This window comes from Hylemonella sp. P2_B10 (assembly GCF_056404875.1).
The window spans coordinates 28,811-54,332 of sequence record NZ_JBFUDE010000001.1; the positions used below are offsets into that span (position 1 = coordinate 28,811).

A 25,522-nucleotide genomic window follows, 5' to 3' on the forward strand; every position below is an offset into this window, starting at 1 on the left:
ACCCCTGTGCCGCACGGGTCCTGGCGATGCGCTACCATCCATTGGCGTGTAAAGAAGCGCGTAAACAGAGCTTTCAGTTTTATGAACGACAAGTTTTCCCTGTCCCTGATTTCCGTGGCCGTTGCGCTGGTGCTGGGCCTGTCGGCCTGCTCCAAGCAGGAGGCCACCACCGCCGCCACTGCAGCCGCGCCCGCGCAAGGCAAGCGTGCGCCGTCGCTGGACATCGTGGCTGCCGAGGCCAAGGGCTTCACTGTGGGTGCGGTCATGAGCGCACGCACTGCCTATGTGTTCTTCGACCCCCAGTGCCCGCATTGCGGCCACCTGTGGCAGGCGGCGGAGCCGCTGCTGGGCAAGTACAAGTTTGTCTGGATTCCGGTGGCCTTCCTCAGCCCCAAGAGCGCACCCCAGGGCGCCGCGCTGCTGACGGCCGCCAACCCGGTGCAGGCCATGACCGAGCACGAAAAGTCGCTGCTGGACCGCCAGGGCGGCATCTCGGCGTCCGCCGATGCGCCCAAGGAGTTGCTGGAGGCCATCCGCAAGAACACCCTGCTGCTCAACGAGTTCGGCGTCGAGTCGGTGCCCTACGTGGTGACCAAGAACGCCAGCACCGGCCAGCTGGACGCCCGCAACGGCACCATGGACACGGCCGGGCTGGCCGCCTTCCTGGGCATTTCGCCCCCGTAAACCCGGTTTTTGGCCTGGCTGCTCAAGTCCTTAGGCCCTTAGGCCGGCCCTTTTTGCGCCGCCAGCGCCTCTAGCGCCGCCTGCGCCAGCGGGTTGGGCGTGGGCTCACCAATCTTGCACAACGTGTTGCGGTCCGTGTGGTGGAAGGGCTCGTCCCGGCCGCGTATCTGCAGCACCGTGTCTTCGTCATAGCCCCAGGTGCCGTCGTCGTTCACCGTCACGGTGATGCGGTATTCGGTGGTGGTGAAGGCGTGCTCCAGGAACGGGTTGGAGCAGATGCCCGCCACCGTCTCGCCGCGCCGCGCCACCAGCTCGAAGGTCTTCGCATCCGGCGCTGCCTGGCCGATTGCCATGGCGATCTGGCCGCGCGGTATGGCCAGCGTCTGGATCACCGTTTGCGTGGCCGGCTCCCACAGGAAGTAGCCCACCTGGTCGTGGTAGGTCTTCACCTGGTCCGGCTTGGTGATGTGGATGTGGTAGCGCAGGCCGTAGTACAGCTGTGGGCCGTTGGTTTGCGGGTCTATGGGTTGCGCCTCGAAGTGCTCCACGTAGGCCTGCGAACGCGGGCCGTCGGCCTTGGGTTTCACGTCCAACCCTCGCGTGCCGCGCCATATGCCAGCCAGCGCTCGCAGCGGCCCCAGGTTGTCCAGCGTGTGCACGTCCGCCTTCGGCTCGGTGTAGATGTCTTGTGGGAAGTCGCTCATGGTGGGATTTCTTTTTTGGCGAGAGGGTTGGCAATGCGTGTGGCCCAGTGGCTCAAGCCTTCGTAGGCCTGGCCGGCGGCGGCGTCCCAGTGCGCCACGGCGTCGGCCTGGCGGCGCACCAGCGCCAGATCGCCGCGTGCGGCCGGGCCGGTCAGCGCGCCCGCGGGGCCCAACGTGGTGATATTGTCCACGGCCTTGTGCAGCAGCGCGGTCTGCAGCCGCGCCAGCACAGGTTCGGGCATGCCGCTGTGGCGCCACAGGTCACCGGCGATGACCTGCAGCACCGGCAGGAAGTTGGTGGCGAACACGGCTGCCGCGTGGTACAGCAGCTTGTGCTCGGCCGACAGGGTGAAGCATTCGGCGCCTATGGCCTGGAACGCGGGGGTCAGCGACTGCACGGCCCGTGCATCCCCTTCCAGCCCGCAGGGCGTGCCGGCAAACTGGGCAGTCGCCGTATCGGGCGACGCAAAGCTGAGGATGCAGTGGGCGCTGGCCACCGGCCAGCCCAGTTCGGCCAAAGGGGCCAGTTCGGTGGAGGCCAGCGCGCCGCTGCAGTGAAAAGCCAGCGCTGGCGGCCAACCCGCCTGCCGTGCCACGTCCGCCAGACCAGCGGCCATGGTGGCTATGGCGGCATCGGGCACGGACAGCATCCACACATCAGCGGGTTGCAGGTCGGCGAGCGTGGCCGCCGCCTGGCCGCCGCCCATGAAGCCCACCGCATGTTGCGCCGATGCCGACGAGCGGGCCAGCACTTGCCCCAGGTGCAGGCTGCCCTGGCGCTGCCACAGCCGGCCCAGCGTACTGCCCACGCGGCCCGCGCCGACGACGCTGAGTCGCGGGGCGGTGTAAGAAATGGCGTTGGACATGGACAAATGCTAACCCAGGGCCTCAGCGCAGTCCGCGCGGGCTGTCAAGCCGGCAAAACGCGGCTTGTGTTTAATGCGGCAATGCAGCATATTTGCGCGGATTCAGACGGGAGAGAACATGAAACTCGGAACCAAACTGTTGGCGGCGCCTTTGTTGACGGCCGTCGTCGTGATGCTGGTGGGGCAGCTCAATGTGTTTTTGATGGGCCGCGCCTCTGACACGGCGCTGACCAGTGCCAAGACCAGCTCCGAGGACTTCAAGACCATCGCCAGCGCGCAACAGCAGATGGGGCAGATCCACGCCGGTGTGTACCGCACCGTGTCCATCATCGGCTCGCTGGACGAGGCCAAGGTCAAGGGCTTTCGTGCCGACCTGGCCAAACAGCTGGAGGGCGTTAAGCGCGTGGCCGGCGCAGTGACGGATTCGTCGGTGTCCGACGCTGAGCTGAAAGCCACCGTGGCCAAGCTGAACCAGCAGATCGACAAGTACAAGGGCCAGACCGACAGTTCGGTGGAGATTGCCGCCGGCGACCCGTTTTCCGGCACCGCCTCCATGCAGGCGGCGGAAGAGACCTTTGTCGGCCTGATGGGCACCATGGGCGCCGCCGTGGCGCGCATCGAGGCCAATTCGGATGCGATGGTGAAGGCCGCGCAGACCAGTGCGCGCAACACCAACATCGTGCTCGTGCTGGTGGGGCTGGCCTCGGCCGGCGTGGCGGTGTGGCTGTCGTGGCTGATGCAAAAGCGCATCGTCGACGAGCTGGCGCGCGCCGCCCGGCTGGCCCAGGCGGTGGCCAAAGGGGACCTCTCCGCCAGCGCGCGCAGCGACCGCGCCGACGAGGTGGGCGACCTGATGCGCGCGTTGGGCAGCATGACCGGCCAACTGAACCAGTCGATCGCCACGGTGCTGGAGTCTTCAGAGTCGATCCGCGTGGCCAGCGCCGAGATCGCCACCGGCAACCAGGACCTGAGCGCGCGCACCGAGCAGACTGCCAGCAACCTGCAGCGCGCCGCGTCCAGCACCGAGCAGCTGACCGCCACCGTGCGCCAGTCGGCCGATTCGGCGCGCCAGGCCAACCAGCTGGCATCCAGCGCCGCCGAGGTGGCTGCGCGCGGCGGGCAGGTGGTGTCCGAGGTGGTGAGCACCATGGACCAGATCAACCACAGCTCGCGCAAGATCAACGACATCATCGGCGTCATCGACGGCATTGCCTTCCAGACCAATATCCTGGCGCTGAACGCCGCGGTGGAAGCGGCCCGCGCCGGCGAGCAAGGCCGCGGCTTTGCCGTGGTGGCCAGCGAAGTGCGCAGCCTGGCCCAGCGCAGCGCCGAGGCGGCCAAGGAGATCAAGAGTTTGATCGGTGACTCGGTGGCCAAGGTGGATTCTGGCTCGCGCCTGGTGGCCGACGCCGGCAAGACCATGGCGGAGATCGTGTCCTCGGTGCAAAGGGTGTCGGACATCATTGGTGAGATTTCTGCTGCGGCGTCCGAGCAAAGTGCCGGCATCGGCCAGGTCAACGTCGCCGTCACCGAGCTGGACCAGATGACGCAGCAAAACGCCGCGCTGGTGGAGCAGAGCGCCGCTGCCGCCGCCAGCCTGCGCGAGCAGGCCCAGCGGCTGGCGCAGGTGGTGTCGGCCTTCCGGCTCAGCGACGGGGCTGGGCGGGCTGCGCCGGGCGTGGCGTTCAACGCGCCGCCCAGCCTGGACCGCGAGCCCGACCTGCTGCGCCTGAGCTGAGCTGGGCTGGGCGAAGCCCCGGCACAATGGCCGCATGACAGATTCCGTTGACTGCGTGGTGGCCGGCGCCGGTGTGGTGGGCCTGGCGGTGGCACGCGCGCTGGCGCTGGCCGGGCGCGAGGTGCTGGTGATCGAGGCCGCGCACATCATCGGCAGCGGTGTCAGCTCGCGCAGCAGCGAGGTCATCCACGCCGGCATGTATTACCCCGCCGGCTCGCTGAAGGCGCGGCTGTGCGTGCGTGGCCGCGCGCTGCTGTATGCCTATTGCGCAGAGCGCGGGGTGGGGCACCAGCGCTGCGGCAAGCTGATCGTGGCCACCACGGCGCAGCAGGTGGACGCGCTGCAGGGCATCCTGAACAAAGGGCTGGTCAATGGCGTGGACGACCTGCGGCTGCTCAGCCGCGACGAAGCACAAGCCCTGGAGCCCGCGCTGGCTTGCGAGGCGGCGTTGCTGTCGCCCAGCACCGGCATCATCGACAGCCATGGGCTGATGCTGGCGCTGCAAGGCGACCTGGAACATGCCGGCGGCCTGGTGGCCTTCAACAGCGCCATTGCGGCCGGGCAGGTGGGTGCAGACGGCATCACGCTGCGCATGATGGACGGCACCGAGTTGCACACCCGCACGCTGGTCAACGCCGCTGGCCTGGGCGCCATCCCGCTGGCCAAGGCGCTGCAGGGGCTGGACGCACGCCACGTGCCCACGGCCCACTACGCCAAGGGTAACTACTTTCAGCTCAGCGGCGCGCGGGCGCCGTTCTCACGGCTGGTCTACCCGGTCCCCGAACACGGCGGCCTGGGCGTGCACCTGACGCTGGACCTGGGCGGCCAGGCCCGCTTTGGCCCGGATGTGCAGTGGGTGGATTCGCCCGATGACCTGGTGGTGGACCCGGCGCGCGGCGACAGCTTCTATGCCGAAATCCGCCGCTACTGGCCTGCGTTGCCCGACGGCGCGCTGGTACCGGCCTATGCCGGCATGCGGCCCAAGATATCTGGCCCGGGCGAGCCGGCGGCGGACTTTGTGGTGCAAGGGCCGGCAGACCACGGCGTGCCGGGGCTGGTCAACCTGTTTGGCATCGAGTCGCCTGGGTTGACCAGTTCGCTGGCGATTGCCGAGCAGGTGGTCCAGGCTCTGGGCACGCCGTGACGCCCGGCGCATGCCGCTGGTCAGGAGTCTTCGGAAGACTCCGGGGCATCCTCATCCCATGCAGACAAGGTGATGCCATCGGCGGCAAAGACTTTGCGGACAGCTTCGACAAGTGACTCCGGAACGGCAACTTCTGTTGACCTGGGAATCAGGCCCAGCATCTTCTTCCGTTCATAAGCCCGGATCCAGACACCCCACTGGTTGGCGCCGGGTCGGCCACCTTCCCGATGGTCAGACAGGTTGTAGATCGCCACATGGAACGGTGATGTCTCAGACAGCTTGCCCTGCACCAGCCAACCCCAGTCTTCGTCCAGGAAGTCGGCCGCCGTGCCGGCGGCCTTCAGGCCCTCGGTGAGGAACTGTGCCACGTCCTTGCCGTAGAACTGGTTGCCGGCGTTGTACTCCTCCGGCAGGGTGCTGGTGTAGTCGAACTTCTCGCTCTGGAAACTCAGTGCGCGTGACAATGGCGTGCTCATGGTCGGATGGGCTTGCGAATGTGGTGCGGCACATTGTGCGAGAAAACCTGCGGTCTGCCCATCCCCCAAGTTGTTGAACAGCCGCGCTGAATTTCACCCGGGTTTTGGGGCGCTCACGCGTACTGCGCCAACCCGTGGCCGAACGACCAGTTCTCTTTCACCACCTCCACCAGGTTGATGAACACGTCTTCGGGCCGCACGCCGGGCTTGTCACCCAGCAGCGCGGTGATGCGCTGGTACAGCGCCTTCTTCTGCTCCAGGTTGCGGGTGTTGTTGCAGGTGATCTGGATGACCACCAGGTCGTCGCTGCGGGCCACTTTGAAGTAGGTGGGGCTGTAGCGGAAGCTGGCCGCATCATGCTCGGTGATGGTCATGAACTCGTCGTCCTCCGGCACGTTGAAGGTTTCGCGCATGGCGCGGTAGATGCCGTCGAACAGGGCTTGCTTGTAGGGTTCCGGCTTGCCGGCGCGCAGGGAGATTTGAACGAAGGGCATGGTGTGGACCTCTCCAGGTAGGGTGTGCTGGCTGGATGTTATCTATTTCATTATGATATTCATACTTATATCAATGATATTCAATCAATATGATTGATCGCCCGCTTGATCTGGATGCCATCGAGGCCTTTGTCCGCATTGCCGAGCTGGGCAGCTTCACCCGCGCGGCCGAGGCCATGCAGACCACGCAGGCCGCTGTCAGCCTGAAGCTCAAGCGCCTGGAAGAGCGGCTGGGTTGCCGGCTGATCGAGCGCACGCCGCGCTATGTGGAGCTGTCGGCCCAGGGCGCGGCCTTCCTGGACCATGCGCGCGAGCTGCTGGCTGCGCACGACCGCGCACTGGCCGTGCTGGGCGCCAGCCGCCAGCGGCTGACTATTGGCATCAGCGACCACGTGGCCGGGCCGGAGTTGCCGGCGCTGATCGCGCGCATGAACGCGCAAGACCCGCAATTGCTGATCGAGGTGCGCATAGGCTCATCCGGGCCTTTGCTGCAAAGTTTCGATCGCCGCGAGCTGGACGCGGTGCTGGCCCGCACCCACGCCGGACGCAGCGACGGCAAGCTGCTGGTGGAGGAAAAATTTGGCTGGTTCGCGGCCGCCGGCTGGCAGCACCGCGCCGGCGAGCCGCTGCCTATGGCCACGCTGGCCGAACCCTGTGGCGTGCGGGCGATGGCTGCGCAGGCACTGGCGTCCGTCAGCATGCCCTGGCGGGAGACCTTTGTCGGCGGCGGTGTGGCGGCTGTCGTCGCGGCCGTCGTGGCCGGCCTGGGTGTGGCGGCGTTGGCGCCGCGCATGCTGCCCTTTGGCGCGGTGGATGTGGGCCCCAAGCTGGGGCTGCCACCCCTGCCGCGCCTGCCGGTGCTGATGCACACCCGGGTGAAGGACGGCCGGCCACGCGATGCGCTGGCCGCGCTGTCGGCGGCCTTCAAGAGCGTGGTGCGCTGAAGACCGTCTGCTAGGCTTTGCGCAATTGCTGGATGGCCAGCGCGGATTCCCGCACCAGCTCCGGCCCCTGGTAGATCAGCCCGGTGTAGATCTGCACCACATCGGCGCCGGCCGCGATCTTGCTCACCGCGTCCTTGGCGCTCATGATGCCGCCCACGCCGATGATGGGAAAACCCTTGCCCAGCGCCGCGCGCAGCTGGGTGATGACCTTGTTGCTCATCGCCAGCACCGGCGCCCCCGAAAGGCCGCCGGCTTCCTCGGCATGCTGCAGGCCGGTCACTGCGGTGCGGCTCAGCGTGGTGTTGGTAGCCACCACACCGTCCATGCCGTGGCGTTTCAAGGTGGCGGCGATCACGTCCACCTGCGCCTCGTCCAGGTCCGGCGCGATCTTGACGAAGATGGGCACCTGCTTGCCGCCGTGCTGCTTGCGCAGTGTGTTGCGCCGGGCCGCCACGGCGCCCAGCAACTGGTCCAATGCCTCGTCGCTTTGCAGCGCGCGCAGGTTCTTGGTGTTGGGGCTGGAGATGTTGACGGTCACATAGTCGGCGTGCGGGTAGACGCCGTCCAGGCAGGTCAGGTAGTCGTCCGTGGCCTTCTCGATCGGCGTGGCGGCGTTCTTGCCGATGTTCAGGCCCAGCAACAGCGAAGCTGACGCGGGCGTTGCCTTGTCCTGGCGCAGCGCCGAGCGCTGCACGTTGGCAATGAAGGCGGCCAGCCCGTCGTTGTTGAAGCCCAGGCGGTTGATCAGCGCGTTGGCCTGCGGCAGGCGGAACATGCGCGGTTTGGGGTTGCCCGGCTGGCCCAAGGGTGTGACCGTGCCCACCTCCACAAAGCCAAAGCCCATGGCGCCCAGGCCGTCGATGCAGCGGGCGTTCTTGTCCAGCCCGGCGGCCAGGCCCACGCGGTTGGGGAAGGTCAGGCCGGCCAGCTCTATCGGGTCGTCCACCCGGCCATTGCAATAGGCCCACTCCAGCGGCGTGCGCTGGGCGCGCGCCAGCATCTGCATGGTCAGTTCATGGGCGGCCTCCGGGTCCATGCCAAACAAAAAGGGACGGGCCAGCGCGTAGGGGACGAGGGACATTGGATAATTCGAGTTGGTTTTCGGGGCTGAGGCCCCGATTTTCCCAGATACAACCCCTCACCCCCAGATGGCTCCCATGCTGACCCAAGACGAATTGAAAACCCAGGTAGGGCAGGCCGCGCTGGCCTATGTGGTGCCCGGCGAAATCGTGGGCGTGGGCACCGGCTCCACGGTCAACAAGTTCATTGACGCGCTTGCCGCGATGCGCGGGCAGATCAAAGGCGCCGTGTCCAGTTCCGAGGCCAGCACCGCCAGGCTCAAGGCGCTGGGTATCCCGGTGTTCGACGCCAATGAGGTGGGCGAACTGTCCGTCTACATCGACGGTGCCGACGAAATCGACCACCGGGGCCACATGGTCAAGGGCGGCGGCGCCGCGCTGACGCGCGAGAAGATCGTTGCCGCCCAATCACGCCAGTTTGTCTGCATTGCGGATGAGTCGAAACTGGTGGACGTGCTGGGCCAATTCCCGCTGCCGGTGGAAGTGATCCCCATGGCCACGCAACGGGTCACGCGGCAGTTTGCCGCCATGGGCGGCCAGGCGAAGGTGCGGCTGAAGGACGGTCAGCCACTGGTCACCGACAACGGCCAGCACATCCTGGACGTGACCGGCCTGCAGATCACCGACCCGCTGGCGTTTGAGACCCAGGTCAGCCAATGGCCGGGCGTGGTGACGGTGGGCGTGTTTGCGCACCAGAAGGCGCAGGTGTGTTTGTTGGGGACGGCGGGTGGGGTGAAGACTTTGAGTTTTTGATGAGAGAATAAAAAGCTGGAGAAAATTCCTTAGTCATTCGGCCAAGCATTGACTATCAGATATTTGCTTTACCAGTCGGGTGTTGAATCTCCAAAAGCCTTGCTAGCCCTTTAGAAATCTGTGCCGATCTGTCCAGCGTGGGTAAGTCGGGGAACAACAAGGTAGCTGCGTATTCAATTTCTCCAGTTAGCTCTAGCTTAAACCGGCCGGTGCGTAGATACCAAACTTGAAAGAGTTGCGCTTCGTCTGACGTCGTCTCTAGCTCTCCACATTCGAGGATTGCATGAAAAAGCATAAGTTCTGTTTGCTCTTCGTCGAAATCTAGTTCGCCAGTTGCGTCGCGGTCAGCATGCTTAAAAAAGTTCCATGCGTGATTTAAGATGCTTTTGACCTCCCGTTGGGCGCGCTCGTTGTCATTCCCATATCGGCTCCGCCACGATTCATTGTTGGTTGTCCGTTCGACCAAATCCGAGTAAAGGTTTGCTGCAGTTGAGGCCAGACTATGAACGATGATTGGGTCATCTCCAGAAAAGAATAGGCGAATTGCGGCGTTCAACTGCCTTCGAGCGGCTTCGATCTTAGAGATAGTCGGCATTCAACTGATCCGATTTGAGTGACAGGTTAGGCCCCAAGTCCCCATTTGAGTGATTCAATCAATAGTAGACCTGCATTCCCGAAATATTTAATGGAATCTCGACGTGGAATAGCGTGCCCTTTACTGAACGAGGAAGGAACGCACCTAATGCCCCCAGAACTAGGAGTTTTGCATTGATCTAGCGGCATGAATGCAACATGTTCCGGTGAATGCGGAATACTTGCGTGAAAGAATGGCAGCACAAGTACCATCAATTCGTGCACTGCAGTCAATTCTCCCCGGAACCCATATGCAGCTTTGTCTGTCTTTGTTGCTGTTGGGTATAGACCTTTAACTTGCACTGGGCGAATTAAGACATTGGCATTCACCGCCTTTGTGGCGATGAAGTCAAAACCGACATCTCTTTTAGGAAAATATACGGACCAACCCGCATCTCCGAATAGTCCGGCTACGTAGAGTTCGGCGAAATAGTCTCGGGTTTCCGGTGCAGGCATTTGACTGTTTTGGATGCTTAAATCAATGGCAAAGCTGGCTATCCGGCCCTACTATAGCGGTCAATAAATCGAACTCAATTGGGGTCGTATCCACTCAATCGCGATCTTGGACCGGGCTGGAGGGCTGGGTGTTCCGCACCTCGCCCTGGCACGACAACTTCAGTTGCAACTCGGTGTCGTTGTCCACGCTGCCGGAACGGCACACGCGGTAGCCGCATGCAGCCTATGCGGCGACAGCACGCACGGCGGAATCCCTGGGGCGTTGGCGGCGGCAACTTGCTCATGTCCTCAGGGATGAGCAATGAGCAAATTTAGGAGGTGCTTAAATTTCGAGCACTTGATCATGGGCCTGGGTCAGGGATGAGCAAGTTCAACTACTGCAGGTTTGTCTCCTAAGCCTCTTGTCTTTGTGGCGTAGCCTCACGCTTTTCAGCAGACTCACCCGGCACCCGGTAGTGGTACCACGCCTCATGCGGTGAGAAGCGTTGGCACGACAAACACTGCGTGCTGGGCCACTTGACGCCACAGCCAGGGCAGACGCCTCGCGTCCAGAAGGTGTTCCAGACGGTGCCGCATGAGGGAACGCACTCCCAACGGTCCTCAGGCTGAGGCCGCCATGTGCATTTTGGGCAGTGGATGTCAGATTTTTCCACGTACGTTTACTTCATGACCAATGTTGGCCCGCCTCACAGATGGGTCAGGCAGCATCACTTGCCCGCAGCCACTTCTCCAGGCGAATGCCATCCAAGACGCCACTGTACATCTGCGGCCTGATGGCGACTTCGTGGTACCCGTGCTCGTTGTAAAAACTCCGCGCGGCGACGTTGTCGCGACGTGATTCAAGCCGGATGCGCTGCGCGCCTGCCACCTGGGCTGAGGCCTCCAGCCATTGGAGGATGGTGCTGCCAATGCCTTGCCGCTGCCGGTCAGGGTGCACGGCAAACAAAACCAGATGGGCATCGTCGTCCAGGTATTCCATGATGCCGAAGCCAACCAGTTCCTCACCCTCTCGCACGACGGCAACATTCGTGTGCCGTGCGGTGATGGCGCGGGCCACGCGCTCAGGCTGCCAGGTCCAGGGCAGGCCATGCTCGATCAATCGGCGCGACATGGCCGCGATGTCGGTCGCATCGCTGGCCAGCGCCATGCTCACGTGCAGATTCGGGGTCATGCGGCTCAGCCTTTCACCACCTGCAGTCTCACCACGGGCCGATCGGGCCTGCGACGCGCCACTTCCTCAAAGCCGGCTTCGTTGAACATCCTGTTGGAGCCAAACCAGGATGCGTCAGCTGCGGACGGATTGTCCTTGTCGACGGGGTAGCCCTCCAGCAGCCTGACGCCTTTTTTCCTGGCGTACGCGATGGCGCCGGCCAGCAACTCGCGCGCTACGCCCTGTTGCCGGTACTCGGAAGGCACCACGAAGCAGATGATGGACCATACCGGTTGCTCATCCACCGGTTTCATCACCGGTGACTTGGCCAGCTTCGCGAAATCTTCCCTCGGGCCCAGGGACACCCAGCCGACGGGCGTCTTGCCTTGGTAGCCGATCAAGCCGGGAGGCGGCTGTTTGGCGGCGAGGGCCTTCAGCGCATCCTTGCTGCTGGTGCGTTGCCGGTCACTTGGCCGCGTCAGGTAACCCTTGCCACTGACACGGTAGTACATGCACCAGCAGCCGCGCGCAACGGCGCAGCCTTTGGCGTTGAAGATCGTTTCCAGATCGCCCCAACGCGCTGCAGTGAGCGGGCGCACAACCAGGGTCATGCACAAGATTTTTACCCGGAATTGGAAAAGGCAGGCGGCTGTAGGGTCGTTAGTTCATTGGGGCAACGTTCAAGTTGCTGATCGCCAGTGCCGATGCGTCAATCACCTCTGGAATTTGTGCGGCCGCCCCTGAGAAATTGGACAACTTGCTCATTGCTCATCCCTGGGGGTATGAGCAAATGCCTAAAAAACAGGCGACTCAGGTGGGCGAATCAGCCCGCCAGCGCCAACGCCGGCTTCGCCGCTTCCCCCTGCCGAACCATCCGCTGCAACTGCGGCACGCAAGACCCGCAGTTGGTGCCGCAGCGCAGCGTGTCCTGCAAGGAGGCCAGCCGCTGCTTGTCGCTGCCGGTGCAGGTTTCCAGGTAGGTGTTGATGGCCTGGTCGCTGACGTTGAAGCAGGTGCAGACCACCTTCCCGGTGGGCGCCATTTCCACCGGCGGTTTGCTGCCGGGCACCAGCAGGGCGCGGCCGTAGCGTTGCGCCGGTTGGCCGCTGACCAGCAGGTCGCTGACCCACTTTTGCGCGCTGATGTCGCCGGCCAGCAAAAAGCCCTGCAGCGTGGCGTCTTGCCCGCTGCGCAGCAGGCGCATGGCGCGGCGCTGGCCGCGTTTGCGGTCGGCGTAGCGCACCAGGTCCGCGCCGTGCAGGTGCAAAATTTCTTCGATGCGTTGCAGCAGCTCGTCGCTGGCGGCCTCATGGCTGGCGGCGCGCAGCAGCACGCCGTGGCGCGCGCCGGTGGCGCTGTCTGGCGCGGTGGCGTTGCCAAACGGCACGCAGGCGGCAAAGGGGAACTCGCCCATCAGCGCCTTCAGCTGGCCTTGGGCGGTCAGCACCTGGTCTTCCGGCAGCCAGGCCATGGCCAGCAGCGTCCACGGCAGTTCGGCCTTCAGCACCTTGACGGCAGCGTGTTTGAACTCGGGTTGTTTGGAGTCGGGGCAATAGGTGGGCGTGGTCAGCGCGTTCACGCCCGTCAGCCGCTGGCCGGCGGCGCTGACGCCGCTGACGAATTCTTCACCCCAGTGCATGGCCAGGAACACCTGGCTCAGGCCCTGTTCGGCGCTGGCCTGCACCGGCACCAGGATGGAGCCGCGCCGGCTGGTCACGTGCACCAGGTCGCCTTCCTTCAGCAGGCGGCGCACCATGTCCTGCGGGTGCATTTGCAGTGCCGGCTCGGGCACGTGGCCGAACAGGCGGCCCAGCGTGCCGGTGCGGCTCATGCCATGCCACTGGTCGCGCAGGCGGCCGGTGTTCAGCGAGAAGGGGTAGCGCGCCTCGCGCGGCTCGGCCACCGGTTTGTAAGCCACGTTGGCGAAGCGGGCCTTGCCATCGGCGGTGGGAAAGACGCCATCTTCGTACAGGCGTGCCTTGCCCTGGGGTTGAGCTTCGCCGACAGGCCGCAGCGTGTCGGGGCAGGGCCATTGCAGCGGGGTGTGTTCCAGTGCGGCGTAGCTCAGGCCGGTGATGTCCAGGTCGCGTCCGCGGGTGGATTCACGGTGCTCGTTCCAGACCGATTCGGGGGTGGGGTAGGGGAACAGTGTCCGTTCGCCCTGAGCTTGTCGAAGGGCTTCGACAGGCTCAGCCCGAACGGTGCTGAGTTGCGCCTCCAACCGCCGCGCAAAGTCCACAACGATCTGCCAGTCGTGCCGGGCTTCGCCGGCTGCCGGCACCGCCGCGCGCACGCGGCTGATGCGCCGTTCGCTGTTGGTCACCGTGCCTTCCTTCTCGCCCCAGGTGGTGGCCGGCAGCAGCAGGTCGGCATAGGCGCAGGTGGCGGTGGTGGCAAAGGCCTCTTGCACCACCACAAACTCGGCGCGCTGCAGCGCCCGGCGCACTGTCGCCTGGTCGGGCATGCTTTGCGCGGGGTTGGTGCAGGCTATCCACAGCGCCTTGATCTCGCCGTCCGCGGCCGCCTGGAACATCTCCACCGCCGTTTTGCCGGGTTTGGAGGGCACATCGGCCACGCCCCACAGCGCGGCCACCTCGGCGCGGTGCGCGGGGTTGGCCAGGTCGCGGTGGGCGCTCAGCAGGTTGGCCAGGCCGCCCACCTCGCGTCCGCCCATGGCGTTGGGCTGGCCGGTCAGCGAAAACGGGCCGGCACCGGGCTTGCCGATCTGCCCGGTGGCCAGGTGCAGGTTCACCAGCGCGGCATTCTTCGCCGTGCCGCTGCTGGACTGGTTCAGGCCCTGGCAATACAGGCTCAGCGTGGGCAGGCGCACGCCGGCCACGTTGCCGCCAAAGCCGGCAAACAGCCGCGTGGCCTGCATCAGCGCGTCCTTGGTGATGCCGCAGGTCTGCGCCACGGCGTCGGGCGTGAAGTCGCGCACCGTGGCCTTCAGCTCGTCAAAGCCGGTGGTGTGCGCGGCCATGTAGGCGGCGTCCGTCCAGCCCTCCCACAGCATCAGGTGCAGCATGCCGTGGAACAGCATCACGTCGGTGCCGGGCTGGATGGCCAGGTGCAGGTCGGCCACGTCGGCGGTGTCGGTGCGGCGCGGGTCCACCACCACGATCTTCAGGTAGGGGTTGGCCTTTTTGGCATCTTCGATGCGGCGAAACAGCACCGGGTGCGCAAACGCCGTGTTGGAGCCGACGATGAACAGCGTGCTGGCGTGGTTCACGTCGTCATAGCAGGCCGGCGGCGCGTCCGCGCCCAGCGTCTTCTTGTAGCCGGCCACCGCGCTGCTCATGCACAGGCGCGAATTGGTGTCGATGTTGTTGGTGCCTATCAGGCCCTTGGCCAGCTTGTTGAAGACGTAGTAGTCCTCGGTCAGCAGCTGGCCCGACACATAGAAGCCCACCGCGTCCGGGCCATGCTCGCGGATGATGCGCTCGAACGTTTGGGTGGCTTGGTCCAGCGCGGCATCCCAACCCATCGGCTGCGGTGGCGCACCGCGCGCCAGCCGCTGCATGGGCTGCAGCAGCCGCGTCTGCAGCGTCACCGGCTGGGTGGCCGTCAAATGCAGCGTGCTGCCCTTGGAGCACAGGCGGCCGAAATTGGCCGGGTGGTCCGGGTCGCCGCGCACGCCGGTGATCTGCGCGCCCTCGCTCTCGATGATGACGCCGCAGCCCACGCCGCAGTAGGGGCAGGTGGAGCGCGTCTCGTTCATCGTCAGACCAGCGCTGTGCGCCGCGCCGGGCCGGCGATGGGGCGCACCAGGTCGGTGGCATGGGCTTCCAGCTCGCTGGCCTTCAGGTACACCGCGCCGTCCTCCAGCTTGACGCTGAATTTGGGCGTGCAGCCCTCATCCGGCGCGCTGGCCTGGCCGTCGCACAAGCCAATGGTCCAGTTGTGCAGCGGGCAGGCCACGCTGGTGCCAAACACAATGCCCTGGCTCAGCGGCCCGCCCTTGTGCGGGCAGCGGTCCAGCAGCGCAAACACCTGGTCCTGGCCGTTGCGGAACACCGCCACGTCCAGCCCATGCTCACGCGTCACGCGGCGCGCGCCCAGCACGGGGATGTCGGCCAAGTCGCAAATCAGCGTCCATTCACTCATGCTGTCGCTCCTTCGGTGGCGGTCAGGGCCGTGAACTGGCGCGTGTCCACCTGCGCGTCCTTCAGCTCAAACCACGGGTCGGGCTCGCCGTCCAGCGCAAACTGCAGCCGCTCCCACAGCGCCTTGCGGCCTTCGTGGTCGTCCAGGATGCGCTTTTTGACGTAGTCCAGGCCGACGCGGTTGACGTAGTGCACGGTGCGCTCCAGGTACCAGCCTTCCTGGCGGTACAGCTCGCAAAACGCACCGGTGTATTCCAGCACCTCGGCGGCGGTCTTCAGCTTGGTGAAGAAGTGCGCCACCTCGGTCTTGATGCCGCCGTTGCCGGCCACGTACATCTCCCAGCCCGAATCGACGCCGATGATGCCCACGTCCTTGATGCCGGCCTCGGCGCAGTTGCGCGGGCAGCCGCTGACCGCAAACTTCACCTTGTGCGGCGCATACATGCGCCACATGGCGCGCTCCAGGTCCTTGCCCATCTGCGTGCTGTCTTGCGTGCCCATGCGGCACCACTCGCTGCCCACGCAGGTCTTCACCGTGCGCAGCGCCTTGGCATAGGCGTGGCCACTGGGCATGCCAATGTCTTTCCACACCGCCTGCAGGTCTTCCTTCTTCACGCCCAGCAGGTCGATGCGCTGGCCGCCGGTGACCTTGACGGTGGGGATCTTGTACTTGTCCACCGCGTCGGCAATGCGGCGCAGCTCATCGGCCGTGGTCTCGCCGCCCCACATGCGCGGGATCACACTGTAGGTGCCGTCCTTCTGGATGTTGGCGTGGCTGCGCTCGTTGATGAAGCGGCTTTGCGGGTCGTCCCGGGCCTCCTTGGGCCAGGTGCTGATCAGGTAGTAGTTGATGGCCGGGCGGCAGCTGGCGCAACCGTTGGGCGTGTGCCAGTCCAGGTGGTGGAACACGTCGGCAATGGTCAGCAGCTTGCGCCCATCGGGCAGCGGCTTGCGGATGGCCTCGCGCACCGCCTGGTGGCCGTGCTCGGTGCAGCCGCACATGGCCTTGGTCTTGGGCGTGGCGGAATAGTCGCCACCGGCGGTGAACATCAGGATCTGTTCCACCAGCCCGGTGCACGAGCCGCAGGATGCGCTGGCCTTGGTGTGCTTGCGCACCTCGTCCAGCGTGAACAGGCCCTTGTCCTTGATGGCCTTGCAGATGGCGCCCTTCTTCACGCCGTTGCAGCCGCACACCTCGGCGTCGTCGGGCATGCTGGCGGCCTTGCTGTGGCCCTCGTGGCCGGTGTCGCCGATGTTGCTTTCGCCAAACATCAGCTTGTCGCGGATGTCGGCAATCGAGCGGCCGTCGCGCAGCAGCTTGAAGTACCAGCTGCCGTCCACCGTGTCGCCATACATGCAGGCGCCCACCAGCTTGTCGTCCTTGATCACCAGCTTCTTGTAGACGCCGCCAAAGGGGTCACTCATCACGATCTCTTCGGTGTTGGCGCCGCCGGTGAAGTCGCCCGCGCTGAACAGGTCGATGCCCGTCACCTTCAGCTTGGTGGAGGTCAGCGAGCCCTGGTATCGGCCTATGCCCATCAGCGCCAGGTGGTTGGCCGCCACCTTGGCTTGCTCAAACAGCGGCGCCACCAGGCCATAGGCCACGCCCCGGTGGGCGGCGCATTCGCCCACGCTGTAGATGCGCGCGTCGGTCACGGTCTGCAGCGTGTCGTTCACCACAATGCCGCGGTTCACGTGCAGGCGCATGCTCTCGGCCAGCTCGGTGTTGGGGCGTATGCCCACCGCCATCACCACCAGGTCGGCCGGCACCTCGGTGCCGTCCTTGAAGCGCACCGCCTTCACGCGGCCGGCCTTGCCGTCGTCCTCAGTGCCCAGCAACGCCTCGGTCTGCGCCCCCATCATGAAGGTCAGGCCACGCTCTTCCAGCGACTTGCGCAGCATGTCGCCGGCCACGCTGTCGAGCTGGCGTTCCATCAGCGTGGGCATCACGTGCACCACCGTCACCGTCATGCCCCGGCGCATCAGGCCGTTGGCGGCCTCCAGGCCCAGCAGGCCGCCGCCGATCACCACCGCGTGCTTGTACACCTTGGCGGCTTCTATCATGGTGTTGGTGTCGGCAATGTCGCGGTAGGCGATCACACCTTGCAGGTCCTTGCCCGGCAGCGGCAGGATGAAGGGGTTGGAGCCGGTGCACAGCAGCAGCCGGTCGTAGGGGGCCTCGGTGACATTGCCGTCGGCATCCACCGCGCGCACCACGCGGCGGGCGCGGTCGCCCGAGACGACCTTCTTGCCCACGTGCAGGGTGATGCCGTTTTCCGTGTACCAGTCAAACGTGTTGAGCACGATCTCGTCCAGCGTCTGCTCGCCAGCGAGCACCGGGCTGAGCAGGATGCGGTTGTAGTTGGGGTGCGGCTCGGCGCCGAACACGGTGATGTCGTACATGTCCGGGGCGATCTTCAGCAGCTCTTCCAGCGTGCGCACGCCGGCCATGCCGTTGCCAACCATGACGAGTTTGGGTTTGCTCATAGCGATCACTCCACTCAAACGAAGCGTCTTCGCAACGCCGCAGCGTTGCAGACAGGGGTACTGGGTAGCGGTGGGAACCGCATCTCGGCAAAGACCTGCTCAAGCGTGCAGTCTTTGGAGCGCCCATACTGTGCGACGTCGTTGTGCACAGAAACTGGGCGGTATCTATTTCGTTTGAACGCGCCGTTGCGTCTGCCTGCTGTTTCGCAAAATCTGTGCCATGTGCTGCGGGTGCAGCAAAATAGCGTCTCCATTGGGCAGGCCGCGTGGCAGGCTAATTGCAAGCTCAGGCTGTTTCCCCAGTGAAATCCATCATTTATGACATCTGCCTTGCTCTTCGCCCACCGCCAGTTGGCGGCACCCACGCTGGCCGCCGACCTGCAGGCGGCCGGCATTGCGGTGCTGGCCACGGTGCAGGAGGTGAGCAAATTGGTGCAGGCCGTGCTCCAACATGCACCCGATGTGGTGATCTGCAACGAGCCGTTCCCCACCGCCGGCCTGTTTGAGGCCATCCACCTGCTGGAGCAGGCGCTGCCTTGCCCGGTGATGCTGTTCACCCAGGACATGGACGCCGGCAACATCGACAAGGCCACCGCCAGCGGCGTGCACGTGTACGTGGTGGACGGCTATTCCGCCGCCCGCCTGCGCCCGCTGATCCAGCTTGCGCAGGCACGCTTTCGCCAGGCGCAGCAGCAGCGCAAGGCCTATGAAGACATGGCCACGCGCTTTGAAGAGCGCAAGGTGGTGGACCGGGCCAAGGGCATCCTGATGCGGGCGCAGCAGATCTCGGACGACGAGGCCTTTCGCGTGCTGCGCAGCACCGCCATGCGCTCCAACCTGCGGCTGGGGCAGTTGTCGCAGCAAGTCATCCAGTCGGCGCGCTTTGCCGAGGCCGTCAACCGCTCGGGCCAGCTGCGCATGCTGTCGCAGCGGCTGGTCAAGCTGCACCTGCTGCAGGCGGCCGACCCCGGGGCCAGCCGCCATGCCGTGCTGCTGGCCGAATCCGTGGCCTGGGTGGACGGCAACTTTGCGCTGCTGCGCAAGACCGTGTCCATCCCCACCTTTGGCGACCTGCTGGACCAGGTGGAGCAGAGCTGGGCGCTGCTGAAGGCCGCCTTGGCGCAGGGCGGCACGCCAGGTGGAGCACAGGGGGGCACCCAGTCGGTAGACGACCATGCCGAGGCCCTGCTGGCCGGCGCAGAGCGCCTCACCGCCCACCTGGAGGCCTCTGGCCAGGCCACGCCGCTGCGCCTGCTGAACCTGGCGGGGCGCCAGCGCATGCTGTCGCAGCGCTACGCCAAGCAGCTGCTGCTGACGCTGGTGCCGGCGGGGGCGGCCTCGACCGCCACCGACGCTGCGCTGCTGGCCGCGCAAACCGAGTTTGAAGACGGGCTGACCTACCTGAACGGCGTGCCGCTCAGCACCGCCGCCATCCACGACACGCTGCGGCAGGCCGGCGTGACCTGGCTGACGCTGGTGGTCGCTGCCAAGGCGCTGCAAAAGCCGCTGGACGCCCAGCAGCGCGCCCAGGCGCTGGGCCAGCTGGCCCAGGGCAGCGAAGATCTGCTGGGCCTGTTTGACAAGCTGGCTGCCGAATACGAGCACAGCCTGGACATGCTGGTGGGTTAGGGAGCCTCCCATGCCTCTCTGGATGCTGCATTGCACCAAAAGCGGGCGGTCGGCTTGGAAATTGCTTACCCTTGGTGCATGGCGTTTGAAATAGACATCGGCTTTACCTCGCACACCGGGCCCAAGGACACCAACGAGGACTTTTGCGGCGCCATGCTGCCCGAGCCCACCCAGCTTGGCATGGGCGCCATTGCTGCGGTGGCCGACGGCGTGAGCCACGGCGGCATGGGCCGCGAAGCGGCGCAGACCACCGTGGTCAGCCTGCTGCGTGACTACTACGGCACCCCCGAGACCTGGAACACCACGGTGGCGCTGGACCGCATCATCTCGGCGCAAAACGCCTGGCTGGCGGGCGTCAACCGCCGCCGCGCGCCCGCTTTAGGCATGAGCACGCTGACCGCGCTGGTGTTGCGCGGCCAGTCATACGCGCTGGCGCATGTGGGCGATTCGCGCGCCTACCTGCTGCGCGCGGGCGACTTGCTGCAGATGACGCAAGACCACGTGGTGCCGCACCCCGACTTCCAGCACCAGCTGCTGCGCGCCATAGGCTATGAAGACCGCGTGGTGGTCGACTACCAGCAGGGCGACGTGCAGGTGGGCGATGTGTTTGTGCTGCTGACCGACGGCGTGCACGGCTGTCTGGGGCCAGGCGTCATCCAGGCGGTGCTGGCGCAGGACGGCGCGCAGCCCATTGGCGCACAGCAGGCCGCCCAGGCGCTGGTGGACGCCGCCCGCGCCGCCAGCAGCACGGACAACATGACCGCGCTGGTGATACGCGTGCTGGGCCTGCTGGACCCCAGCTATGCCGACGAAAGCCAGGGCATGAAGAGCCTGCCCGTGCCGCCACGGCTGAAGGTAGGCGCCAGCCTGGACGGCCTGATGGTCACCGCCACCGTGGCCGACAACGGCGTGCATGTGCTCTACCAGGTGCGCGACCCGGCCAGCGGCAAGCTGTATGCGCTCAAAACATTGCACCCCGCCCGCGCCAATGACCCGCAGGAGCGCGACATGCTGGCCCACGAGGCCTGGCTGGCGCGGCGCATGCGCCACTCTGGCGCCGCCGACCACCTGGTGCACCTGCATGACCGCGCACCCAACGGCACGCCTTTCAGCGCCTGCTACCTGCTGTATGACTGGCACGGCGGCGAAACCTGTGCCCAATGGCTGGCGCGCAAGGGCCCGCTGCAGCTGCCGCAGCTGCTGGGCCTGGCCACCCAGGCGCTGAAGGGGCTGATGCGCCTGCACCGCCAGGGCGTGGTGCACCGCGATGTGAACCCCAGCAACCTGCACCAGGGCGAAGACGGCGTGTTGCGTATCCTTGACCTGGGCGTGGCCCTGAGCGGGCGCGAGCCGCCGGCCGCGCGCGCGCTGCACGCCGGCACGCCCAGCTACATCAACCCCGAGCAATGGGGCTACAGCACCAAGTCCGACGAGCAGGGCACCCCGCAGTTGCCCGACGCCCGCAGCGACCTGTATGCGCTGGGTGTCACCCTCTACCAGCTGCTGACCGGGCGGCTGCCCTATGGCGAGGTGCTGCCCTACCAGATGGGCCGCTACCACCGCGACCCCACGCCGCCCAGCCGGCACCGGCCCGACATCCCCATCTGGCTGGACCATGTGATTCTGAAAGCCGTGGCGCGCGACCAGGCCCAGCGCTTCGAGACCGGCGAAGAGTTTTTGCTGGCGCTGGAGCGTGGCGCCGCCCGCCCGCTGCCTACACCCCAGCACACGCCGCTGCTGCGGCGCAACCCCGGCGCGGTGTGGAAGCTGGCGCTGGCGGTCTCCCTGCTGTTCAACGCCATCCTGCTTTACTGGCTGCTGTTTCTGCCCAAATAAGGTGCGCCAGCGCCCACCGCGGGCCACCGGTGTTTGGCACGGGCATTGCTAGATAACTGCAGCACATGGCCAACGACGGCCATCCCGGCAGCCCTTGGCAACGACGCCACCGGGCCGTCCGCATGCCCACGGCATGCCCACCACCCCTGGCACTGGCCCCGGGGTGCAGCTTCCAGCGTTTCCCCGTGTTTGAACCTTGCCCCGAGGTCCCATGAACAAATTTCGCCAATTCCTGCACGCCGGCCATGCCCCCACGCTGTGGGCCGCGTTGACCTATTTCGCGTTCTCGTTCGCCATCTGGAGCATCAACGGCAGCATGGCGCCCTTCATCAGCGAGGCGCTGCAGCTCACCCCCACGCAAAAGGGGCTGATGCTGTCCATCCCCATCTTTGCCGGTGCGCTGTTGCGCTTTCCGCTCGGGTTGCTGGCGCAGTACATCGGCCGCAAGAACGCCACGCTGGTGGAAATGGCCGGCATCGCCATCGCCATGGCCTATGGCTATTTCTACGTGCAGACCTTCAGCGACATCCTGGCCATGGGCGTGCTGCTGGGTGTGGCCGGGGCCAGCTTTGGCGTCGCCATGTCGCTGGGCTCGGGCACCTTCCCGCCGCGCTACAAGGGCCTGGCCATGGGCATCGTCGGCGCCGGCAATGTGGGCACCGCCTTTGCCGCGCTGGCCGCGCCGCTGCTGGCGCAAAAATACGGCTGGCAAACCGTGTATGGCTTTGCCGCCTTGAGCGTGATCGTGCCCGCCGCGGTGATGGTGGTGTTTGCCCAGGAGCCGCAAGACCTGGCGCCCCACGGCAAACTGAAAGACCACATCAGCTGCCTGTATGAGAAAGACGGCTGGGCCTTCAGCCTGATCTACGTCGTCACCTTCGGCGGCTTTGTCGGCCTGGCCAGCTTTCTGCCCAGCTATTTTTACGACCAGTTTGGCGTCAGCAAGGTGCAGGCCGGGCAGCTGACCATGCTGGTGGCCTTTTTGGGCGCGGCGCTGCGCATCGTCGGTGGCTGGTTGTCAGACCACTGGGGCGGCGTCAACACGCTCACCGCCGTGTTGGGCGTGGTGGCCGTGTCGCTGGCGCTGTGCGGCCTGGCCACCCACTCGCTGGCGGCCACCACGCTGCTGTTCATGCTGTGCTTTGCCGCCTTGGGCGCTGGCAACGGCGCGGTGTTTCAACTGGTGCCGCTGCGCTGGCCCACCACCACCGCCGTGGCAGGCTCCATGATTGGTGAAATAGGCGCCCTGGGCGGCGGCGTGGTGCCCAACGCCATGGGCATCTCCAAGCAATACACCGGCACCTTCGCCTGGGGCTTTCTGGGTTTTGCGCTGGCGGCCGTGCTGATGCTGGTGATGCTGCGCACCATGCAGATACGCTGGACGCGGACCTGGGCGGAAAAGGGGGGGCGGGCGAGGGTGGCGGCTTGAGCTGGCTTGGGCAAGGTGCTCATCCATCCACCAAGAGGCTCATGTTTTTCACGCTGGGAAACTTGCGCAAGTTGGTGGGCATCTTGGCAACGTGTCATGCATCACACCCAATGAGCACATGGTTTTCGTGCCGTCCCTCACCCAGGACGAAATACGCCGTGCCGACCTTCGCATAGCCCTGGCGCGCATAGAAGGCGATGGCCCGGGCGTTCTTGGCATTGACCGTCAGCCACAACGCAGAGCCTGCATGCTCGCGCGCCTTGGCCTCTGCGGCTTGGAGAAGCAGCTTGCCGACGCCGCGACCGGCGAAGTGCTCCTGGACATAGAGCGTCTGCAATTCGGCTGCTGCACTCGCCCCGGTTGGACAGGGCACACCGAACTTGACGGTTGCAAGGCCCACCAGGCTCTCGCCATGCTCGGCCACGAAGAGATGGGTTGCCGGATCATTCAGCGCCGCAAGGTACTTTTCAGGCGTGAGCTCAGACAGCACGTACTGGGCGATGTCACCCGTGATGCCTTCGGTGGCGTAGGTGTCCAGCCAGACTTGGGTGGCCAGGACGGCGAGGCGGTTGGAGTCTTCCCCGTGGGCGCCTCGGATTCGAACAATATGAGGCGTAACTTTGAAGTTAGGTTGCAGCCTCACTTCGAGCCTCCCAAGTTGCGAGAAGAAAAACGGCCAATGCTCCGGCCAAATTGACTGCAAGTTCGGCGTGCCGCGCCGCCGGCTTGACGCCGATCTTTCCTCGACCATGGGAATCGCTGAGGCGATTTCGCAAAGCACCCAAGCCCTCAACGACGGAGGTACAGCCCCCCAATATCTGCTTGAAGACCTGCTCTGTATGCTGCGTTGGGGCAATATTGAGTTGCTCTGCTGTTTGTTTGTATAGTTTGCTGATATCGGGGCTGTCGTCGTATTTAATCTCGCCCTCTTCGAGAATGTGCTTGCAAACAGATTCCAATAGCGTACGAGCCATCGTGATTGCGCCCTCTGGATCCGTTGAGCGACGATCCAAAGCTTTCGACCAAGCCGCCTGTACGTAGGCTGAGTCAAACCGCTCGATCGCGACCGTAACAAGCTGATCTGATGGAGCGAGGCCACCACGCTCAAGCAAATCGAGCATAGGGCGGAACTCTTCCCATACGTAGGTCCGACGCTCCGCATAGGTTGCGTACTTGTTTTTGATGAATTGCCAGAACTGCCCCAAGCTGCGTGAGGTCCGAAGGAAGCGAGGAGCAATTGGTTCAAGTCCGGCTTGCGCAAGTACTGCCTGGCGCAATCGGGTGTACTCCGCCTCGTCTTCCTGTCCGCCTGTTGCGTGCGAGACAAGCAGGCCTTGAAGCGACTCAACTTGTTCGAAAAGCTCGTTCACTTTTTGCGACCTAACGTTGGTGCTGTTCCGAGTTATGGATTCATCCCAAGTTCCGTCCGCATGACGATCCGGTGCAATTCATAAGGCAAGGAATCGGGGGCAGCGACAAGGCAGACCGCACTGGTAAGACTCAACTTATCGGAATCAAATGGACTTGGGTTGCTTTTCGTCAGTTTCGATAAGGTAAAGAATATAAGCGATGCCTAGAGTGTGGGCTAGCTGAGCCTCTGCGAGTTGGGGTTTACCAACGCTGGTATGACCATGGCGAACCTGCGGAGTGGCGTTCGCGTAGGCATAGACTTTCTCCAAGGCATCAAGCATATGCGGGGAGAATCTTGGGTCTCGTCGAAGTGTCTTAATTGCATCCCCAAGCGTGGAGCCTTTTGGCGCGAGCACTCGTGCAACACTTTCAACAGCACTGATTATTTCCTTAATGCTATTTGCCTCATCTATGGGATGTTGGTACAGATATGCCGTGGCTTTTTGGTAATGAATCCTGGCTGGTGCAAACTTATCCTTAAGTGCCGCTTCTGTGGCTACAGCGCGGCTTCCAATCAAGCGTGGCATTTGCCGGACAAGCTCTGATTTATCACTCAAATTCCATCCGATTCCATCCTCCTGAAATAAGGCGTTCACTCGGGTGGCGTATGTCTTGAAGTGCCCCGTCTCACTGAAGGGAAGTTCATCGTCCTTCTTTTGGAGAAGAGTTCCAACAAGCTCTACAAAGTCATAAAACTCGGGCCAGTCGCAATCTTTGAGGTGTTCCGTTAGCGCGCCCCATGAGCTTTCGCAGTCATAGTCCCATGGATCGGATTCATCTCGAATCAGGGCGATGAATGCTTCGTGTGTTTCCTGTGTGTCCAGAGGTTCGTTACTCTGACTGTAGCGACCACTGCTTGTGCCGACAAAGCCGCTCAAGATTCCTTTGATATACCCGATGCGAGTCTTACGAGGCGCGTCCTCAAGAATAATTGCACGGGCTCCATTGCTTGCTGCAAGTCGAGCGGAGAAGCGCATTTTTTTATCTGTGGTTTGTCAGATTACATTTGACGGGTCAACCAAGGCAGATGAAATTGACGACATCATTGGTTGGATTGCTTCGTGGCTGCCAGTTTCTTCTTAAATTCCGTGAGTTTGCTCGGGCCGATATATACATACTCGACAACTGCCCTGAAAAACTCGTCAATGGCCCAAGTCATTGGTTGCGTAATCGCTTGAAGAGAGCCGTGCGCTGCAGTGTTCCCGACAATCCGCAGCACATCAGTCATCTCTGACAGAACAGGAGGCACTTCTCCCTTTTGAGTCAAATGCTTCAGTCTGGCTTGAAGAGTTCTTCCTGGTGCGCCGCGATCATCGCAGATTGCTTCAAGCGCCTTCCGTATCATCATTGCGAAAGCGTTGGGAGCATTTTGCTTCACAACTCTGGCTTCAGCATAGATTTCTCGGACCGACGCTGGTACGTCTTTGGGCAACGTTGTGTCACGAGGGTATCCCAGGTCAGGCCATTGGCCTGAATCTATATACGCAACGCCATCGTAGAGCAATAC

General features: G+C 64.2%; 23 protein-coding genes. 8 read left to right on the forward strand and 15 right to left on the reverse strand.

The genetic code is table 11. The annotated features are described in order from the left end of the window. Window positions 1-81: 81 nt before the first annotated feature. Window positions 82-684: a thioredoxin fold domain-containing protein gene (locus AC1DX2_RS00115; protein WP_477194249.1), complete on the forward strand. Its 603-nt coding sequence runs from the start codon at window positions 82-84 to the stop codon at window positions 682-684. A 38-nt stretch (window positions 685-722) separates the two neighbouring features. Here AC1DX2_RS00115 and AC1DX2_RS00120 read toward each other — a convergent pair whose 3' ends face one another. Together AC1DX2_RS00120 and AC1DX2_RS00125 are read right to left on the reverse strand one after the other, a co-directional pair. Beyond that, on the reverse strand, window positions 723-1,388 hold the full coding sequence (locus tag AC1DX2_RS00120) for an FABP family protein (RefSeq protein ID WP_477194250.1): 666 nt from the start codon (window positions 1,386-1,388) through the stop codon (window positions 723-725). Beyond that, window positions 1,385-2,254 (reverse strand): Rossmann-like and DUF2520 domain-containing protein, encoded by an 870-nt coding sequence (locus tag AC1DX2_RS00125; protein WP_477194251.1) that lies wholly within the window; start codon window positions 2,252-2,254, stop codon window positions 1,385-1,387. The genes AC1DX2_RS00120 and AC1DX2_RS00125 overlap by 4 nt, the downstream gene beginning before the upstream one ends. A 118-nt stretch (window positions 2,255-2,372) precedes the next feature. On the opposite strand from AC1DX2_RS00125, the gene AC1DX2_RS00130 reads away from it, so the two are divergent. Both AC1DX2_RS00130 and AC1DX2_RS00135 read left to right on the forward strand, forming a co-directional pair. Further along, on the forward strand, window positions 2,373-3,992 hold the full coding sequence (locus AC1DX2_RS00130) for a methyl-accepting chemotaxis protein (RefSeq protein WP_477194252.1): 1,620 nt from the start codon (window positions 2,373-2,375) through the stop codon (window positions 3,990-3,992). Between the two features lie 34 nt (window positions 3,993-4,026). Further along, window positions 4,027-5,136: an NAD(P)/FAD-dependent oxidoreductase gene (locus tag AC1DX2_RS00135; RefSeq protein WP_477194253.1), complete on the forward strand. Its 1,110-nt coding sequence runs from the start codon at window positions 4,027-4,029 to the stop codon at window positions 5,134-5,136. Window positions 5,137-5,156: 20 nt separating this feature from the next. Here the strand turns inward: AC1DX2_RS00135 and AC1DX2_RS00140 are convergent, their stop codons facing one another. After that, window positions 5,157-5,612: a hypothetical protein gene (locus AC1DX2_RS00140; protein ID WP_477194254.1), complete on the reverse strand. Its 456-nt coding sequence runs from the start codon at window positions 5,610-5,612 to the stop codon at window positions 5,157-5,159. A gap of 113 nt (window positions 5,613-5,725) precedes the next feature. Then, complete coding sequence (locus tag AC1DX2_RS00145; RefSeq protein WP_477194255.1) at window positions 5,726-6,106, reverse strand: tautomerase family protein; 381 nt, start codon at window positions 6,104-6,106, stop codon at window positions 5,726-5,728. 89 nt (window positions 6,107-6,195) lie between these two features. On the opposite strand from AC1DX2_RS00145, the gene AC1DX2_RS00150 reads away from it, so the two are divergent. Continuing rightward, a complete protein-coding gene (locus AC1DX2_RS00150) occupies window positions 6,196-7,050 on the forward strand; it encodes a LysR family transcriptional regulator (protein ID WP_477194256.1) in 855 nt (284 codons plus the stop codon). A gap of 10 nt (window positions 7,051-7,060) precedes the next feature. On the opposite strand, the gene AC1DX2_RS00155 is transcribed toward AC1DX2_RS00150, so the two are convergent. Then, the gene (locus tag AC1DX2_RS00155) at window positions 7,061-8,131 is read right to left on the reverse strand and encodes a quinone-dependent dihydroorotate dehydrogenase (protein ID WP_477194257.1); all 1,071 of its coding nucleotides are present in this window, start codon (window positions 8,129-8,131) and stop codon (window positions 7,061-7,063) included. 67 nt (window positions 8,132-8,198) lie between these two features. On the opposite strand from AC1DX2_RS00155, the gene rpiA reads away from it, so the two are divergent. Further along, window positions 8,199-8,882 (forward strand): ribose-5-phosphate isomerase RpiA, encoded by a 684-nt coding sequence (rpiA, locus tag AC1DX2_RS00160; RefSeq protein WP_477194258.1) that lies wholly within the window; start codon window positions 8,199-8,201, stop codon window positions 8,880-8,882. A gap of 55 nt (window positions 8,883-8,937) precedes the next feature. Here rpiA and AC1DX2_RS00165 read toward each other — a convergent pair whose 3' ends face one another. The 6 genes from AC1DX2_RS00165 to nirB form a co-directional block, all read right to left on the reverse strand. Beyond that, on the reverse strand, window positions 8,938-9,477 hold the full coding sequence (locus tag AC1DX2_RS00165) for a hypothetical protein (RefSeq protein ID WP_477194259.1): 540 nt from the start codon (window positions 9,475-9,477) through the stop codon (window positions 8,938-8,940). A 1,191-nt stretch (window positions 9,478-10,668) separates the two neighbouring features. Continuing rightward, complete coding sequence (locus AC1DX2_RS00170; RefSeq protein WP_477194260.1) at window positions 10,669-11,142, reverse strand: GNAT family N-acetyltransferase; 474 nt, start codon at window positions 11,140-11,142, stop codon at window positions 10,669-10,671. A gap of 5 nt (window positions 11,143-11,147) precedes the next feature. Then, window positions 11,148-11,732 carry a GNAT family N-acetyltransferase gene (locus tag AC1DX2_RS00175; protein WP_477194261.1) on the reverse strand — a complete coding sequence of 195 codons (585 nt, stop codon included), beginning with the start codon at window positions 11,730-11,732 and terminating at the stop codon, window positions 11,148-11,150. Window positions 11,733-11,944: 212 nt separating this feature from the next. Then, window positions 11,945-14,839, reverse strand: a complete 2,895-nt coding sequence (locus tag AC1DX2_RS00180; protein ID WP_477194262.1) for a nitrate reductase — start codon at window positions 14,837-14,839, stop codon at window positions 11,945-11,947. 2 nt (window positions 14,840-14,841) lie between these two features. Further along, on the reverse strand, window positions 14,842-15,225 hold the full coding sequence (gene nirD, locus AC1DX2_RS00185; protein WP_477194263.1) for a nitrite reductase small subunit NirD: 384 nt from the start codon (window positions 15,223-15,225) through the stop codon (window positions 14,842-14,844). Beyond that, window positions 15,222-17,711 (reverse strand): nitrite reductase large subunit NirB, encoded by a 2,490-nt coding sequence (gene nirB / locus AC1DX2_RS00190; protein ID WP_477194264.1) that lies wholly within the window; start codon window positions 17,709-17,711, stop codon window positions 15,222-15,224. Before nirB ends, nirD begins: the two co-directional genes overlap by 4 nt. Before the next feature lie 330 nt (window positions 17,712-18,041). Here nirB and AC1DX2_RS00195 point away from each other — a divergent pair, with 330 nt between their 5' ends. From AC1DX2_RS00195 to AC1DX2_RS00205, 3 genes are all read left to right on the forward strand, one after another. Then, entirely contained in the window at window positions 18,042-19,340 is a 1,299-nt protein-coding gene (locus tag AC1DX2_RS00195) for an ANTAR domain-containing protein (protein WP_477194265.1), read from the forward strand. Window positions 19,341-19,418: 78 nt separating this feature from the next. After that, a complete protein-coding gene (locus AC1DX2_RS00200; RefSeq protein ID WP_477194266.1) occupies window positions 19,419-21,176 on the forward strand; it encodes a bifunctional protein-serine/threonine kinase/phosphatase in 1,758 nt (585 codons plus the stop codon). Between the two features lie 211 nt (window positions 21,177-21,387). Further along, complete coding sequence (locus tag AC1DX2_RS00205; RefSeq protein WP_477194267.1) at window positions 21,388-22,605, forward strand: MFS transporter; 1,218 nt, start codon at window positions 21,388-21,390, stop codon at window positions 22,603-22,605. A 94-nt stretch (window positions 22,606-22,699) separates the two neighbouring features. Here AC1DX2_RS00205 and AC1DX2_RS00210 read toward each other — a convergent pair whose 3' ends face one another. The 4 genes from AC1DX2_RS00210 to AC1DX2_RS00225 all read right to left on the reverse strand — a co-directional run bounded on the left by AC1DX2_RS00210 (window position 22,700) and on the right by AC1DX2_RS00225 (window position 25,447). Then, window positions 22,700-23,248 carry an N-acetyltransferase family protein gene (locus AC1DX2_RS00210; protein ID WP_477194268.1) on the reverse strand — a complete coding sequence of 183 codons (549 nt, stop codon included), beginning with the start codon at window positions 23,246-23,248 and terminating at the stop codon, window positions 22,700-22,702. Beyond that, the gene (locus tag AC1DX2_RS00215) at window positions 23,232-23,975 is read right to left on the reverse strand and encodes an abortive infection family protein (RefSeq protein ID WP_477194269.1); all 744 of its coding nucleotides are present in this window, start codon (window positions 23,973-23,975) and stop codon (window positions 23,232-23,234) included. The genes AC1DX2_RS00210 and AC1DX2_RS00215 overlap by 17 nt, the downstream gene beginning before the upstream one ends. A 144-nt stretch (window positions 23,976-24,119) precedes the next feature. Next, a complete protein-coding gene (locus AC1DX2_RS00220; RefSeq protein WP_477194270.1) occupies window positions 24,120-24,992 on the reverse strand; it encodes an AbiJ-NTD4 domain-containing protein in 873 nt (290 codons plus the stop codon). 65 nt (window positions 24,993-25,057) lie between these two features. Beyond that, a complete protein-coding gene (locus tag AC1DX2_RS00225; RefSeq protein WP_477194271.1) occupies window positions 25,058-25,447 on the reverse strand; it encodes a DUF4145 domain-containing protein in 390 nt (129 codons plus the stop codon). Between the last annotated feature and the right edge of the window lie 75 nt (window positions 25,448-25,522).

Bases quoted from the DNA above. Each gene is read 5' to 3' on its own strand.
- AC1DX2_RS00115 (WP_477194249.1), top strand. From the start codon at position 82: ATGAACGACAAGTTTTCCCTGTCCCTGATTTCCGTGGCCGTTGCGCTG.
- AC1DX2_RS00120 (WP_477194250.1), bottom strand. From the start codon at position 1,388: ATGAGCGACTTCCCACAAGACATCTACACCGAGCCGAAGGCGGACGTG.
- AC1DX2_RS00125 (WP_477194251.1), bottom strand. From the start codon at position 2,254: ATGTCCAACGCCATTTCTTACACCGCCCCGCGACTCAGCGTCGTCGGC.
- AC1DX2_RS00130 (WP_477194252.1), top strand. From the start codon at position 2,373: ATGAAACTCGGAACCAAACTGTTGGCGGCGCCTTTGTTGACGGCCGTC.
- AC1DX2_RS00135 (WP_477194253.1), top strand. From the start codon at position 4,027: ATGACAGATTCCGTTGACTGCGTGGTGGCCGGCGCCGGTGTGGTGGGC.
- AC1DX2_RS00140 (WP_477194254.1), bottom strand. From the start codon at position 5,612: ATGAGCACGCCATTGTCACGCGCACTGAGTTTCCAGAGCGAGAAGTTC.
- AC1DX2_RS00145 (WP_477194255.1), bottom strand. From the start codon at position 6,106: ATGCCCTTCGTTCAAATCTCCCTGCGCGCCGGCAAGCCGGAACCCTAC.
- AC1DX2_RS00150 (WP_477194256.1), top strand. From the start codon at position 6,196: ATGATTGATCGCCCGCTTGATCTGGATGCCATCGAGGCCTTTGTCCGC.
- AC1DX2_RS00155 (WP_477194257.1), bottom strand. From the start codon at position 8,131: ATGTCCCTCGTCCCCTACGCGCTGGCCCGTCCCTTTTTGTTTGGCATG.
- rpiA (WP_477194258.1), top strand. From the start codon at position 8,199: ATGGCTCCCATGCTGACCCAAGACGAATTGAAAACCCAGGTAGGGCAG.
- AC1DX2_RS00165 (WP_477194259.1), bottom strand. From the start codon at position 9,477: ATGCCGACTATCTCTAAGATCGAAGCCGCTCGAAGGCAGTTGAACGCC.
- AC1DX2_RS00170 (WP_477194260.1), bottom strand. From the start codon at position 11,142: ATGACCCCGAATCTGCACGTGAGCATGGCGCTGGCCAGCGATGCGACC.
- AC1DX2_RS00175 (WP_477194261.1), bottom strand. From the start codon at position 11,732: ATGACCCTGGTTGTGCGCCCGCTCACTGCAGCGCGTTGGGGCGATCTG.
- AC1DX2_RS00180 (WP_477194262.1), bottom strand. From the start codon at position 14,839: ATGAACGAGACGCGCTCCACCTGCCCCTACTGCGGCGTGGGCTGCGGC.
- nirD (WP_477194263.1), bottom strand. From the start codon at position 15,225: ATGAGTGAATGGACGCTGATTTGCGACTTGGCCGACATCCCCGTGCTG.
- nirB (WP_477194264.1), bottom strand. From the start codon at position 17,711: ATGAGCAAACCCAAACTCGTCATGGTTGGCAACGGCATGGCCGGCGTG.
- AC1DX2_RS00200 (WP_477194266.1), top strand. From the start codon at position 19,419: ATGGCGTTTGAAATAGACATCGGCTTTACCTCGCACACCGGGCCCAAG.
- AC1DX2_RS00205 (WP_477194267.1), top strand. From the start codon at position 21,388: ATGAACAAATTTCGCCAATTCCTGCACGCCGGCCATGCCCCCACGCTG.
- AC1DX2_RS00220 (WP_477194270.1), bottom strand. From the start codon at position 24,992: ATGCGCTTCTCCGCTCGACTTGCAGCAAGCAATGGAGCCCGTGCAATT.